Origin of the sequence: Sphingobacterium cellulitidis (assembly GCF_043187465.1) — a bacterium.
Taxonomy (GTDB): Bacteria; Bacteroidota; Bacteroidia; order Sphingobacteriales; family Sphingobacteriaceae; genus Sphingobacterium; species Sphingobacterium cellulitidis.
This window is the reverse complement of record NZ_CP171136.1, coordinates 4,308,583-4,322,367: the sequence shown is the minus strand read 5'-3', so window position 1 is coordinate 4,322,367 and position 13,785 is coordinate 4,308,583. Positions and strand designations below refer to the sequence as shown.

The window sequence follows — 13,785 nt, the reverse complement described above, 5'->3', positions numbered from 1 at the left end:
GTCGTTTTTTATGGATGAATGGTTATAATTGATCCAATTGATTGTCCTTTTTATTTTTGCTGATTGTCCAAAAGAATCCTACAAAGGCAAACCGCTTAGCTGTTGGAATAATTGCCCTACCTTCATATTGACCTGATGGGTTAGCAACTGGACTGTATTCATACCCAAATACAGGCTTATTCCCCAATATATTAGTGACTGAGAAAAATAATATCTTTTGTTGCGTCAATAAAAAGGACCAACTAAAGGAAAGATCATTCTGAGCTTTTGTCATCGACTGCATAAACCCACCCAGGTTCGGATTATCATATGGACGGCCAGAAATAAAGGTGTTTGTAAATCCTAGCTGGGATCGAAGCCCCGAAATCCAATATTTGCCAACAAGGGAAAAATAATGCTTCGCTAAATAACTGGGTTGAACAGCATACTCATAATTTCGCTCCAATTTCTTAGGATCGGTATAAGAGTAAGATATCCAATATTGAAGATTCGGAATAGTCTTGCTATCCTTCCAGAAAAAATCAATCCCTCTTACCTTGCCATACCCATTATTGCTGAACTCGGAATTATATTGTGGAATCTGATTATTATACGTGATCAAATGGTCATAATCCTTAATGAATCCTTCGAGTCGAAGCATCCGACCTTTCTGATTAAAGGTGTAATTGAAGATATAATGATCAGCAGATTGCCAATTTAAGGCTGGGTTAAATTTTGAATATTCGGTATTGGGTTCCTGATGATACTTTCCATAAGAAATGGATAAGACATGTTGGGTGCTAGGTAAATAGGCAATAGATGCCCTTGGTTCTAAAAATCGTTGTGACTTGAAGTCATCGGAATACCTCAAACCCAAATCCAAACTCATCTTTGGTAAAAATCTATAACTTCCTTCTGTAAAACCAGCAATAACAGAACGTTTGAAACCGTAACTGATAGGGCTTATTTCCGATTGTTGGAACTTCTCATCGATATCTTTAAAGAAGTGCTCCGCACCAATTAACCAGGTCCATCGATTTGCATTTTTCTTGATCAGTAATTTCACATGCGATCCAATCTCTTGATTCGGGATGTTGAAATTATAATAATCTAGCTTCCTATCTAGATAACCTACACCTATCCCGGTTTCAAGCTTCCAGTTTGAAGGTAGATAGTAGGATAGGTTGCTGTTTAAATAGTAATTGTTGGACTTAATTGCCGTCTTTACTTCTTGGGAATATAGTACGCTGTAATCGCTAAAACTAAAGTCCTCAGCAGCAAAGGATGCATATAGATTAAAAAATGATGCTCCCCCTTGTTTCGGAAAATAGCCTCTCCAGAGGCTTGTTCATACGGTTTTTGCCAAACGAGGTTTTGTTTGATCAAACCGTTATAAGGCTTAAGGTTGGTATAACTTGCATTTAGGCTCAATGAGCTATTTCCCCATTTTTGTGAATTGCTCAAGCCTAACCCAACGGTAGAAAATGAAAGCTCTGTTTTGGGCTCTTCAATGGCTTGCGAGCTGCTGAGATTTAGGATTCCTGAAATTGCATTCCCATATTCTGCGCCATACCCTCCGGTGGAAAAGTTTGTCCCTTTGAATAAGAAAGGAGAGAACCGACCTCGAACTGGTACTCCATTGGCTGATGCGGTATAGGGTTGAGTTACTAGGATGCCGTTGATGTAAGTTTGAGTCTCACTTGGATCACCTCCTCGAACCATCAAGCGACCATTCTCACCTGCAATCTGGGCTCCAGGTAGTTTGCCTATGGCCGCAACTATATTTCCCATACTCCCTGCAGTCGTGACAATGTCCAATGGTGTCAATACTGCACTGCTCTGATTCCCAACACTTAGTTGTCCTGCACGAATCACGACTGTTTCTATCTTATTGTCATCACTTACAAGTTGCAAATCAATGATTACACTATCCTTGACCTCGAAGGGGACCTGTTGACTTATGTAGCCAACTGAACTAACCATCAGCATTTGTTGACCTGTTTCCTCTGTTTTGAACTGATAATATCCTAAACTATCTGTGTAACCACCATCATAACTCCCTGAAATAAAAACATTGATATTGGCCAAACCCTTATGTTTTTGGTTGGTAATCCTCCCTTTAATGGTTTGAGCATATAGGGAGACTGAAAGTATACTACAGCAGAATAAGAAGAGGATCGATTTCATGGTACAATTTTTTACAATACTATCTTATCCTGCTCAGCTCTAGAATTTGAAAAGGCTCAATGGTTGAAAAGATGGGATGAAATGCTGGATTTGCAGTTTGAAAGGTTTTTGTACATTTGCTTTCAGATAACATTTACCATGACATCCTTTAGAAATCTGAATCAAACTACTGGAAGAATTATTAGCCTCGACAATGCTGAATACTTATTTTTTGGTGGAACTGCATACTTAGGTTTGTTAGCAAATCCTGAATATATCGAACTCTACAAACAAGGGATTGACCGCTATGGATTGAACAATGGAACCTCGCGAACCAACAACGTGCAGTTGGGAATTTATAAGGAAGCTGAGGACCACTTGGCTAAACGCTTCGTCTTTGAATCTGCAGCCTTGCTTTCCTCTGGTTATCTCGCCGGTCAAGCGACTGTCAGAGCCTTGACGAAAGGCAAATCGGTCCTGTATGCTCCCGGAAGTCACCCTGCTCTTTGGTTGCAGGATTCTCCTTTGCAAGATGGCGACTTTGACCAGTGGATTTTAAATACCATCGATTTTATCAATAATACTAATCAAGAAGAATTCGTGGTTATTTCTAATTGCATTGACAATCTGACGCCACAACAATTCGATTTCTCCCCATTCAAAAATTTGAATGCAAATAAGAGAGTTACTTTGATTCTTGATGATTCTCATGGTATTGCTATTCTGAAAAAGGATGGTATTTCAACAGAATTATCGGAATTGAAAAGACCAAATATTGAAATTGTTGTACTTGCATCCTTAGCAAAAGGTCTTGGAACGGATGCAGGCTTGGTTTTGGGATCGAAGGAAATTATCAATGAAATTAAAAAGCACCCGATATACAATGGCGCTTCACCAACAGCGCCTGCAGCATTTTATGCTTTGATGGAGGGAGCGAATTTGTATGAGGAAGCCTTTGATAAAATGCAAAGTAATACGCGATTATTGGCTGAAATGGTAACCAATACAAACTTGAGTCATATTGAGAATTTCCCAGTGTTTAGTTCCAAAAAACCCGAACTTTACAAGCATTTATTACAAAAGAAGATCCTAATTTCTAGTTTTCCTTACCCATTAGCGACAAGTCCACTACTAAATCGCATTGTTATATCAGCCTTGCATACTGAACATGATGTTCGTCATCTTGGAGAAATATTGTGCTCAGAAAGTTCATTAATTCTTTGATTGTCAACAAAATAATTGTAGCTTTGCAAGCCTTTTGAAATGTAATATTGGGGAGTGCTATACTAAATCATTGAATGATAGTGGTTTGGATTTTAAAAAAACACAAAAATATTTCCATTACTCATTTTAAAAAGATACTTTTGCATCCCCAAACGGGCTAATAGGCTTAGGGTATAGATTAATTAGAGTAAAAATAGATATGACTAAAGCAGAAATTATTGCAGAGATCTCTAACAAGACTGGGTTAGAGAAGGTTGATGTTCAAGAAACCGTTGAAGCATTCTTCAAAGTAGTTAAAAGCGCTATGATTGGCGGTGAAAATGTGTACGTAAGAGGTTTTGGAAGTTTTGTAGTAAAAAAGAGAGCTGAAAAAACAGCACGTAACATTTCAAAAAACACAGCTATTATCATTCCTGAGCACTACGTGCCTAGCTTCAAACCTGCAAAAGTATTTGTAGAAAAAGTAAAGAACGGAAATAAGAAATAATTCATCTTTATGAAAAACTCCAAGCAAATTCAGATTATCGTTATAACAGCAGTAGCCCTTGTTGTAGGATTTCTTCTGTTTAAACCTGTAAAAGGCTTGGTGACTAAAGAAGAAAACACTGCTGCAACTTCATCTGCCAAAGATGACGCTGCAGCAGCTCAGTTTAATCTGAGTTCTGTTTCTGAAGCTGCAAAGCGAGGGTTAAACCCAGCTTTAGCCAATGAAATCAGCGAATTAGAGGCTAAAGCAAATAAAGCAGATAATGCCGAGAAAGTCAAAATTTATCAGCAAATTGCTGACAAATGGAACGATCTTGAAAAACCTGCTCCTCAAGCGTATGTATATGAGGAAATGGCCAAAATTGACCCTAAATTCGAATATTGGTTGAAATCTGGGGACAACTTCAGAAAAGGGTATACCAATCTTCAAGATACTCTATTAGCTTCAGCATTAAATCAAAAAGCCATTGAAGTTTATCAAAAAGCCGTAGATTTAAACGCTGCAAGTTTAGATGCTAAAACTGGTCTTGGGGCCGCAATGGTTACTGGAACCAATAACCCTATGGCTGGAATTGCTATCTTGAGAGAAGTTGTTCAAACTGACCCTAAAAATCTCGAGGCCAACAAAACCTTAGGGTTGTTCTCATTACAGTCGCGTCAATTCGACCGAGCAATCGATCGTTTCAAAGTTGTAATTGAACAAAAACCTGATGCCGAATCGTATTTCTATTTAGCAACAGGATATGAAAATATAGGGATGAAGAACGAAGCTATCGCCGCTTTTCAAAAAAGCAAAGAACTGGCTGCCGATCCTAGTCTCTCCCAGTTCATCGATCGTAGGATTGAAGAACTTAGTAAGTAATTAACAATTTTTTTTAAAATCATTTAAAAACATTAAAGCTATGCCAAGCGGAAAAAAAAGAAAAAGACACAAAATGGCTACTCACAAACGTAAAAAACGTTTAAGAAAAAATAGACACAAGAAAAAATAACATAAGGCTCAGCCCTTATTAATCATGTGACAATCTATGATCGATTATCCATCATCATAGATTGTTTTTTTTCATTAAACGGTTTTATGTTTAACCGGACATTATTCGTTGTGGAGCGAGTCCACAACTGTCCTTAATTAAGTAGCTGTTGGTAAAGGAATTAATTATCGATTCAGTCCCCGATAAGGGGGTGACTATTGCTTTACTACAGGACAAACAACTAGTTGAATTAAACAGGGAACAAGCTGGCAATCACTATGCCGTGGGTGATATTTACTTAGGGAGAGTAAAGAAAATCATGCCCGGACTGAATGCCGCATTCGTAGATGTAGGCTACGAAAAAGACGCTTTCCTGCATTACCTCGACTTGGGGCCTCAAGTACAATCCTTGATCAAATTAACAAGGGTAGTAAAGAATGGCAGTTATCAAGAGAAACTGCTCAATAGTTTGAAGCTTGAAAAGGACATTGACAAGGCTGGAAAAATATCTGATGTTTTAAGCCGTAACATGTTATTGCCAGTACAGATAGCGAAAGAACCTATCTCAACAAAAGGACCTAGGCTAAGCTCCGACTTATCCATCGCAGGCCGTTTTGTTGTCCTGGTACCATTTTCAAGTTCGGTTTCCATTTCCAAGAAAATCAAAGGCAGTGCCGAAAGAAATAGACTCAAGAAAATTGTAGAAAGTATTAAACCTGCAAATTTCGGCGTCATTATCAGAACGGTATCCGAAGGTAAAGGAGTCGATGAACTCCAAAAAGACCTCCTCGACCTGATTTCTAAATGGGAATTGTTTACCAAACGCCTTAAAACAGCTGAACCCCCTCAGAAAGTGCTCGGTGAGTTGGACAGAGCATCAACCATCTTGCGTGATATCCTCACCGATGAATTTACTCATATCTATGTAAATGATAATGAAATCTACGAGGAAGTAAAATCATATATTCAAGAGATTTCGCCTGATCTGGAAAAAATAGTCAAATTCTATAAAGGAAAAGAACCTATTTTCGACCACTTCGGCGTAGAAAAGCAAATTAAGGCGTCGTTCGGCAAAACTGTAAACCTCCAAGGTGGTGCCTACCTCGTGGTAGAACATACCGAAGCCCTTCACGTTATCGATGTGAATAGTGGTAACAGAATTGCCAACAAAGAAAATCAAGAAGATAACGCGCTCCTTGTGAATAAGGAAGCAGCAAAAGAAATTGCCCGACAGCTTAGGCTTAGGGATATGGGTGGTATAGTGGTAATCGATTTTATCGATATGCACAAAGCATCCAACCGGAAAGAACTTTATGGATTCTTGAAGGAATGTATGGCCAGCGATAGAGCTAGACATACGATTCTCCCTCCTAGTAAATTCGGACTCGTCCAAATAACTAGGCAAAGAGTTCGCCCCGAAATGAGTATCGTCACGAATGAAAAGTGTCCTGCTTGTGACGGAACAGGCGAAATTAGATCAAGTATCGTTTTATTAGATGATATTGAAAACAATTTGAGTTTTATTCTTCAGGAACAGAACGAAGTAGGGGTAACCCTTTGTGTGCACCCTTATATCGCTGCCTACATCAAATCTGGTTTTATCTCCAGGAGAATGAAATGGTTTTTAAAATATTGGAAATGGATTAAAGTAAAAGAAATGAGCTCATACCATTTGACCGAATTTCACTTCTTTAACTCTAAAGACGAAGAGATAAAATTGTAAAAAAAGCTGGTTACTTTCCGTAACCAGCTTTTTTGCTTTTATAGCTTGTCGATCCAATGGATCTCGAGTCCGTCTTTTTCCATTTTTCTAAAGTAGGTCATCTGTCGCTTTGCAAATCGATGAATCTCCGTCCTTAACTTCTCCCTGAATTCTTCAATCGTCAATTCCCCCAATAAATATAAAGAGGCATATTTATATTCCAATCCAAACCATTGTAGTTGCTCATGACTGATTCCCTGAGATATCAAACCCTCAACTTCCTCAATTAATCCCGAGTCTATTCTACTGTCAAGACGCTTGTCAATCCTCGCTCTTCTTTCGTCTCGTTCTGGTGATAAGCCGATGATTAAATAATGTTTAATGCTTTTTTTATCTGAAATTGGCATTGGATGATGATCCAGGTACATTAATATCTCTAATGCTCGGACCAAACGCTTATGGCTATTCCAATCTATTGTGTAATCTTCCGGAATATCCCTGGATTTGAGTAGCGAAATAAGTTCTTCCTTGCTCAATCTTGAAAGCTCAATTTGTAAATGCTGGATTTTTGGAACCTGACTATAAGTCTGATCTTGTAAGAGACTCTGAATATAAGATCCTGTTCCACCACAAAGGATGGCTAGCTTTTTACGCACTTGTATTTCCTGAAAGGCAGAAAGGAAGTTTTCCCTGAATAAGTCAACATTGTACTTTTCAGTAGGTTCGATAATATCAATCAAATGATAAGGTACCTCCTGATACTCGATTAAATCCTTGCCGGTTCCTATATCCAATTGTTTATAAACTTGTCTTGAATCAGCCGAAATAATCTCTCCATTTAAGGCCTGTGCAAGTTGCACGGCCAGTTTAGTCTTTCCTGAAGCAGTCGGACCCAATAGGATTAAAAGAAAATCAGGCGAAAGAAAATCTTCCGCCTGTTGTATAAATTCAATAAGTTCTTGAATATTTGTTAGATCACGAACTTGGTCCATTTTTCATTACTTTCGTTGCTCGCAACTACTGTGTCAATAAAGGCCATACCGCGAACTCCATCGTTTACATTTGGAAAATCCAATTGCTCAGGGGTAGGGGTTTTACCATCTTTCTTGGCAGCAACAGTCGCAGCAAAATTACGGTAAATATTTGCAAATGACTCTAGTAAGCCTTCTGGGTGACCAGCCGGAATTCTAGTGTTATGTGTTGCAAATGAACTTAACGTATATGGTGCAGCATACGCATTTCCTGTACGATAGTATTGTCTAGGCTGATCCAACATTTTTACGATCAAATTATTAGGGTCTTCATTGGCCCATTCAAAACCACCTTTTTCCCCATAGATACGCATTCTTACAGCATTCTCTTCTCCTGCACAGATTTGTGATGCTGTCAAAACTCCTTTTGCACCTTCTGTAAAATGTAATAATACAGAACCATCATCATCTAATTGACGGCCTTCAACAAAGGATGTTAAATCCGCACAAACTTCAGTGATTCTAAGTCCGGTTACATATTCCGCTAAATGTGCTACGTGTGTTCCGATATCGCCCATTGCCAAGGATTTACCTGAGCGTTTTGGATCAGTACGCCATGCTGCGCCAGCATTACCTTCACGTTCTGTTAAACGACTCAACCAGCCCTGTGGATATTCTACTAATACCTTGCGAATCTTGCCAAAATGACCTTCTTTCACCATGGCCTTAGCCTGTTTTACCATCGGGTAGCCCGAGTATGTATGAGTTAAACATAAGGTACGGCCTGTACGTTCTACAATCGCTTGTAATTCTAAGGCCTGCTCTAGATTTAAAGTCATCGGTTTTTCAACAACAACATCAAATCCATTTTCCAATGCTAATTTTGCAGGTTCGAAATGTAAGAAGTTCGGCGTAACGATGGTCACGAAGTCCATGCGCTCTCCTTCTGGAAGCTGAGCTTCCTTCTCGATCATCTCTTGGTATGTAACGTAAACTCTCTCTTCAGGAACAAATAAGTCCTCGCCCGATTGTAAGGAAATCTCTCTGTTAATACTAAATGTACCACATACTAATTCTATTTTGCCATCCATAAAGGCAGCAATCCGGTGTACAGCTCCTATAAAGGCATCGTTTCCACCACCGACCATGCCCATGCGAAGTTTTCGTTTCATAAGGAATAAATTTCGATTGATTAAGGAATAAATATAATAAAATAATGCCGCTTTTAAACAGCTAATACTAATTTAATGCTCCCTGTATTCTGAGTGAGATATCCTTCTGGGTACTGACCCTCGACTACTTTCAACTCTGCTAGACTACCTATTTGAAATTGTTGATTGTCGCTAATCCAATATTTCCCCCCTTCGCGAACCCCTGCTTCTTCAAAGCCAATGGTCTTGAGTGAGGAGTCCTGGGACCAGTCTTTATCCACATAGGTCATGATATCTCCAGGTTGGAATTCTGTAATAAAACGACGGATTAATTTCGATAAGCCTCCAATGATAAGGTAATCGGATTTATGGCAGAATCGAAGTAGTTCAAAGGACCTATATCCCTCAGCTTTATCCCGCATTTTGCGACCAGCACTAAAAATCGCTAGGGAAACCAGTTCGCCTTCATGAAATAGACCATAACGATATTTGCCCGGCAAAGCGACTTGTAAATGATGCTCTTCTTGAAAACTCATACCTTGACCTTTGTCGACCCTCGCAACTACCGTATTTCTCGCATGAACTTTCCTGGCTTGACTCGCCAACACTTTTAATCGATTCTTTATTTTTTCGAATTGTTGCTCCAATTGCCCTGCTGATAGCATGATATATCGTTTGTCGGTTTCTGGAACCTCTATGAATAAATCCTCTGTAATGAAAATATCAAAACTTAGATTTGGGCAAATGATATGGCCATATCCATGTTCTTGGATATAGATGGGTTCAGCATCGAGCTCACCTTGGATAAAGCTTATTATTTCGCTGTTAACCGGGTTTTCCATTTTGCAAAAATAAGGCAAATCAATCAATATGTGCGCTGTGCTAAATTATTAATACCTTTGTACCGTAAACAATAACAAATGAAATTACCTATAGTAGCATATGGAGATCCGGTTTTGCGTCAGAGAACCGAAGAGATCGATGAGGATTATCCAGAATTAAAACAATTGATAGATAATATGTTTGAAACCATGTATGCAGCAAATGGAGTAGGTCTTGCCGCTCCGCAAATTGGTTTGCCTATTCGTTTATTTGTCATCGATGCAAGCCCTTTCGGTGAAGATGATGAAGATGGTCCCGGCGATCCAACTGCTAAAGATTTTAAACGCGTTTTTATTAATCCTATTTTAGTCGAAGAAAGTGGCGAAAAATGGCCATTCTCCGAAGGTTGTTTGAGTATCCCTCATATCAACGAAGAGGTATTGAGAAAAAAAGACGTTGTCATCAATTACTTGGATGAAAATTTTGAAGAACAAGAAGAAGAATTAACTGGTCTGGCAGCTCGAGTTGTTCAGCATGAATATGATCATATTGAAGGGAAATTATTTATCGATAAACTTGGACCTTTGAAAAAAGCCATGTTGAAAGGTAAACTCGATTCTATTTCGAAAGGACAAATTAGGGTATCCTATAAAATGTCTTTCCCGCAATTGAAAAAGAAAAGATAATAGAAGGGCCAGATTTACTAATCTGGCCTTTTTTATTTTCTATAACCTAGTTCGATTTTCTGATTATTGTTTGTTCTCAAAATAATTGAATGCATCTATAATGTCCAGGTAAACTCCATCATAACCTGAGTCTAATATTCCTTTTAAATAACTCTTATCATTACCATATATAATGGCCTGCCACTCCTTATCCCAGTATTTGACTTTATAATTCCCCTTCCACTCTGGATTTTCCTCCATTAACCATGTCGGTTTTTGCTGTTTCCATGATGGATTCCAATAAGATCTATAATCTTCAGCTTCGCCAATGGACATATAGGATATGACCAATCTTTTCCCTCCATTTGCCTTGTTTTTTAATTGTCGAACTTCCTCTTGATTAAAGGATTGCCCATCTGTAAAATAAAGGTCCATAATCAATACATCTTAATTGGTAGCGGTCACAGCTTGTATAAATGCCTGCTTGGATGAAAACTTGGATGGATTGATTAAATAAAGGAAGTTCTTGGCTTCGGAAAGTTTACTGATATTATTCTTGTTCTCTTGATGAATAGCAACTTTCGGAATAATATTCAATTCACGCTCAGTTGATGCAAAGGATATGAATCCATTTTGGTCATTCTTCGAAAATGAATTGTTTATGTTGGCCGCACTGGAGCAATAATCACTGACCAAAATGCTGTTTCCAGCTTGTTTTGAGATATTCAAGTATTGAATAAGTCTATTGCTTTCTGATGTTGGAGTTGCCTTATCATCTTCATCATAACCATAAAATAAATCCTCCTGACCATTCCCATCAATAGCAGCTAAATACTTTTGGGCTAGACTCCCATTCGGTTCGCCATCTTGCGTTACGAGCTCTATTCCATTCTGTGGAATGACAATAAAGTTAGTGCTGGATTTTTTTGCGTACTCACTCAGGCCGATCACAAAATTACGCATCTCCTCTTTGTAATTCTGATCGCCTAACTCTGGATCGAATACCTCATCCTTTGAGCAGGATGATAGTAAACTTAAACTAATGAGTAGGATTAAAATTCTAGTTGTTAGCATATATCTATTACGTATTGGATTAACAACGGAGTATCTGACTAATAAATAAATGCGATGAACAATTTAATTTATTGGTCGAACTGTCGGTAAGGATAGATTATATCGAACGGATAGAAACCTAATCCCGAATACAACTGACGCAGAGATAAACGCATTTAAGTTTGGGTCCAATGGGATAAATGTCAGCAGTACATAGGTTATTGCTCCCGCCAGACAGGCTGAAGCATAGATTTCCTTTCGTAATATCAGGGGGGTAACATTCATTAAGACGTCTCGGATTACACCACCCATGCAGGCTGAAAACATGCCTAGCATTACGGCAGCAATCGCACTGCTCTCGTAAGCCAGAGATTTCTCAACTCCAACAACGGTGAAAAAACCAATCCCCAAGGCATCAAATAGAAATAGGGTTCTGGCGAAACTATCCAATTGCTTGTTGAATAAAATGGAAATAAAGACGCCAACGAAAATGGCAATCAGATAATTTCCATCTTCAACCCATACCGGACGAATATTTAAAAAAACATCCCTTAATGAACCTCCGCCAATAGCAGTAACAAAGCCCATAAAGGTTGCTCCAAAGATATCAATGCCATATCGGTTTGCCGCCATAGCTCCCGAAATGGCAAAAACCATTGTCCCTAATAAATCAATGTAGTAAATCAGTTCCATGTAAGTATTTTACTTCCTTTTGCAATAATACATAAAATATAAAATTACTTTCCAATAATTAAGAAAGGCTCCGAGCGGAGCCTTTCTAGTCAACTAAACAACGAAACAATGATTATAAATTAAATTCCTGTTAATCCTTTTTTGGATTTTAATTCTTTAAGTTCTTTCTGGTATTTTCTGTCGATTTCCTTGTATTCTTCTGAATGTTGTAATTCTTTCCACTGTCTGCTTTTTTCTTTCCATTCGGGGCTATTGAAATACTCTTGGATCTTTTTACCATCCTCCTGCATTTTTCGCATATCCGCTTTCCATTCAGCTGAATTGAAATGTTCTTTCAGTTTAGCAGATTCCTTTTCTATGTTGGCAATCTGTCTTTTCCAGTCCTCACTTTCAAAGTATTTCGAAACATGGGCAGATTGATTTCGAATATTTTCAACCTGTTTTTTCCACTCCGGTGAGTTAAAATACGCATTTACCTTGCTGGATTCTTTTTCGATATTGACAATCTGATTCTTCCACTCAGGCGAATTGAAATAATCCTTCATTTTTGCAGATTCCTTTTCAATTTTAGCCATCTTGTCTTTCCATTCCGGACTTTCAAAGTAGGCACTTACCTTTTTACTTTGTTCTTCTATATTTTTTATCTGAGCCTTCCATTCTGGTGAATTGTGGTATTCTTGGATCTTTTTGCCTCGCTCCTCAAGAGATCTGATGCTATTTCGGACATCTAGGGGTAGTTCATTAGTGTCTTGAATCCCTTTTCCATGATAAACTATTTCTGATTTTACCTTCTTAGGCGCAACTGGTTTTTGTGCAGCCTCCGGGATTGGCGGTTTCACGGTATCAATGCTTAACAACATCGAATCTTCAGTCGAAGTCAAGTCAACTTTTATTTCCTGAGCCTTTGCCTCATTTGATGGAATGATCCATGCTAAGGTTAGTATGACTAAACCGCTAAGCAATACAGCCAATAATTGCGGTCTTACGTTTTTATAATTAGTTTCCATTTTGGTAATTCTTTTAATTCTATTCAATAAATGATTTTTGTTTCCAGATGCCGCAAGGGTTAAACTTGGATTCATGCTCATGCGCAATTCCTCCAACTCAACCAAGGCTTGGGCATAGGAAATAGGGGTGGATACATGTTCTATGACCATATCATCACAAGCATGTTCCCTTTCTCTTTCTAGTACTTTTGATAAGGCCCAAATAAATGGATTAAAGAACAATACCGTTTCTATCCCCACTTTCAGAAGGTTGAATAGATAGTCTCTACGTTTTACATGGGCAAGTTCGTGCAACAAGATAGCCTCCACCTGTGCCAGATCCATTTTGTTGGCATAAGCAACAGGGAAAAGGATAAATGGTTTCAGATGACCCAAGGTAATCGGAACGCTGATCTTATTGGAAAGATAGATCCCAACGGATTGCCTGATATCAAGCTTCTTCTTTGCTTGGTAATATAGGTTAGTCCATGATGCTGGAATGGAATCCAAGCCTTTATACTTTAGCCTCTTCAATTGGATCAAACTATTGCTCAACAAGATTATTTGAACAATGAATCCAAAAACATAGCCAGCCACTACATAAGGTAATACACTCTCTAATCTAAAACCATCCTGTTGTATGTTGACCATGATGTTCTTCAGGTCTTCCGGATTTAAGGCTCTTAAGTCGATAAATTGACTGGAATTCTGAAAGAAGTAAATATAAGTCGCAATAAAGCTGATAAATATGGATATCTGTGTGGCTAATGCTGCGTTATGTCTCGCTTTGGCACTGATGTTTGCTATTGAAAGTGTATATATACTATATATAATATACCAAATTGCAGCTTGCCATATAGAATGCAGAATGCTCCAGCCTAATGCATTGCCAATATTGAGTGTTAGATTTTCCATG

At 38.4% G+C, this 13,785-nt stretch carries 14 protein-coding genes; 5 read left to right on the top strand and 9 right to left on the bottom strand.

Annotated elements, in window-relative coordinates; translation table 11 throughout:
• Nucleotides 1–22: 22 nt before the first annotated feature.
• Nucleotides 23–1,045, bottom strand: a complete 1,023-nt coding sequence (locus ACF3OC_RS18815) for a TonB-dependent receptor plug domain-containing protein (RefSeq protein ID WP_392470461.1) — start codon at nucleotides 1,043–1,045, stop codon at nucleotides 23–25.
• A gap of 158 nt (nucleotides 1,046–1,203) precedes the next feature.
• Nucleotides 1,204–2,166 (bottom strand): carboxypeptidase-like regulatory domain-containing protein, encoded by a 963-nt coding sequence (locus tag ACF3OC_RS18810; protein WP_392470460.1) that lies wholly within the window; start codon nucleotides 2,164–2,166, stop codon nucleotides 1,204–1,206.
• A gap of 138 nt (nucleotides 2,167–2,304) precedes the next feature.
• On the opposite strand from ACF3OC_RS18810, the gene ACF3OC_RS18805 reads away from it, so the two are divergent.
• From ACF3OC_RS18805 to ACF3OC_RS18790, 4 genes are all read left to right on the top strand, one after another.
• Entirely contained in the window at nucleotides 2,305–3,369 is a 1,065-nt protein-coding gene (locus ACF3OC_RS18805; protein ID WP_392470458.1) for an 8-amino-7-oxononanoate synthase, read from the top strand.
• A gap of 199 nt (nucleotides 3,370–3,568) precedes the next feature.
• Nucleotides 3,569–3,856 (top strand): HU family DNA-binding protein, encoded by a 288-nt coding sequence (locus tag ACF3OC_RS18800; protein WP_093099732.1) that lies wholly within the window; start codon nucleotides 3,569–3,571, stop codon nucleotides 3,854–3,856.
• A gap of 9 nt (nucleotides 3,857–3,865) precedes the next feature.
• A complete protein-coding gene (locus ACF3OC_RS18795; protein WP_094258750.1) occupies nucleotides 3,866–4,717 on the top strand; it encodes a tetratricopeptide repeat protein in 852 nt (283 codons plus the stop codon).
• A gap of 278 nt (nucleotides 4,718–4,995) precedes the next feature.
• Nucleotides 4,996–6,549 (top strand): Rne/Rng family ribonuclease, encoded by a 1,554-nt coding sequence (locus ACF3OC_RS18790; protein WP_094258751.1) that lies wholly within the window; start codon nucleotides 4,996–4,998, stop codon nucleotides 6,547–6,549.
• 38 nt (nucleotides 6,550–6,587) lie between these two features.
• On the opposite strand, the gene miaA is transcribed toward ACF3OC_RS18790, so the two are convergent.
• From miaA to ACF3OC_RS18775, 3 genes are read right to left on the bottom strand one after another with little or no spacing between them, the layout of a single operon-like run.
• Nucleotides 6,588–7,520, bottom strand: coding sequence for a tRNA (adenosine(37)-N6)-dimethylallyltransferase MiaA (gene miaA / locus ACF3OC_RS18785; protein WP_392470455.1), 933 nt, complete (start codon nucleotides 7,518–7,520; stop codon nucleotides 6,588–6,590).
• Nucleotides 7,499–8,671 carry a Gfo/Idh/MocA family protein gene (locus ACF3OC_RS18780; RefSeq protein ID WP_392470453.1) on the bottom strand — a complete coding sequence of 391 codons (1,173 nt, stop codon included), beginning with the start codon at nucleotides 8,669–8,671 and terminating at the stop codon, nucleotides 7,499–7,501. The genes miaA and ACF3OC_RS18780 overlap by 22 nt, the downstream gene beginning before the upstream one ends.
• A gap of 53 nt (nucleotides 8,672–8,724) precedes the next feature.
• Entirely contained in the window at nucleotides 8,725–9,492 is a 768-nt protein-coding gene (locus tag ACF3OC_RS18775; RefSeq protein ID WP_392470452.1) for a hypothetical protein, read from the bottom strand.
• A gap of 78 nt (nucleotides 9,493–9,570) precedes the next feature.
• Here ACF3OC_RS18775 and def point away from each other — a divergent pair, with 78 nt between their 5' ends.
• A complete protein-coding gene (gene def / locus ACF3OC_RS18770; RefSeq protein ID WP_094258755.1) occupies nucleotides 9,571–10,158 on the top strand; it encodes a peptide deformylase in 588 nt (195 codons plus the stop codon).
• Nucleotides 10,159–10,221: 63 nt separating this feature from the next.
• Here the strand turns inward: def and ACF3OC_RS18765 are convergent, their stop codons facing one another.
• The 4 genes from ACF3OC_RS18765 to ACF3OC_RS18750 all read right to left on the bottom strand — a co-directional run bounded on the left by ACF3OC_RS18765 (nucleotide 10,222) and on the right by ACF3OC_RS18750 (nucleotide 13,784).
• Nucleotides 10,222–10,572: an endo alpha-1,4 polygalactosaminidase gene (locus tag ACF3OC_RS18765; RefSeq protein ID WP_392470449.1), complete on the bottom strand. Its 351-nt coding sequence runs from the start codon at nucleotides 10,570–10,572 to the stop codon at nucleotides 10,222–10,224.
• A 12-nt stretch (nucleotides 10,573–10,584) separates the two neighbouring features.
• Complete coding sequence (locus ACF3OC_RS18760; protein ID WP_392470447.1) at nucleotides 10,585–11,211, bottom strand: hypothetical protein; 627 nt, start codon at nucleotides 11,209–11,211, stop codon at nucleotides 10,585–10,587.
• A gap of 63 nt (nucleotides 11,212–11,274) precedes the next feature.
• Complete coding sequence (locus ACF3OC_RS18755; protein WP_094258757.1) at nucleotides 11,275–11,883, bottom strand: trimeric intracellular cation channel family protein; 609 nt, start codon at nucleotides 11,881–11,883, stop codon at nucleotides 11,275–11,277.
• Nucleotides 11,884–12,002: 119 nt separating this feature from the next.
• Complete coding sequence (locus ACF3OC_RS18750; RefSeq protein ID WP_392470444.1) at nucleotides 12,003–13,784, bottom strand: M56 family metallopeptidase; 1,782 nt, start codon at nucleotides 13,782–13,784, stop codon at nucleotides 12,003–12,005.
• Nucleotide 13,785: the final 1 nt, after the last annotated feature.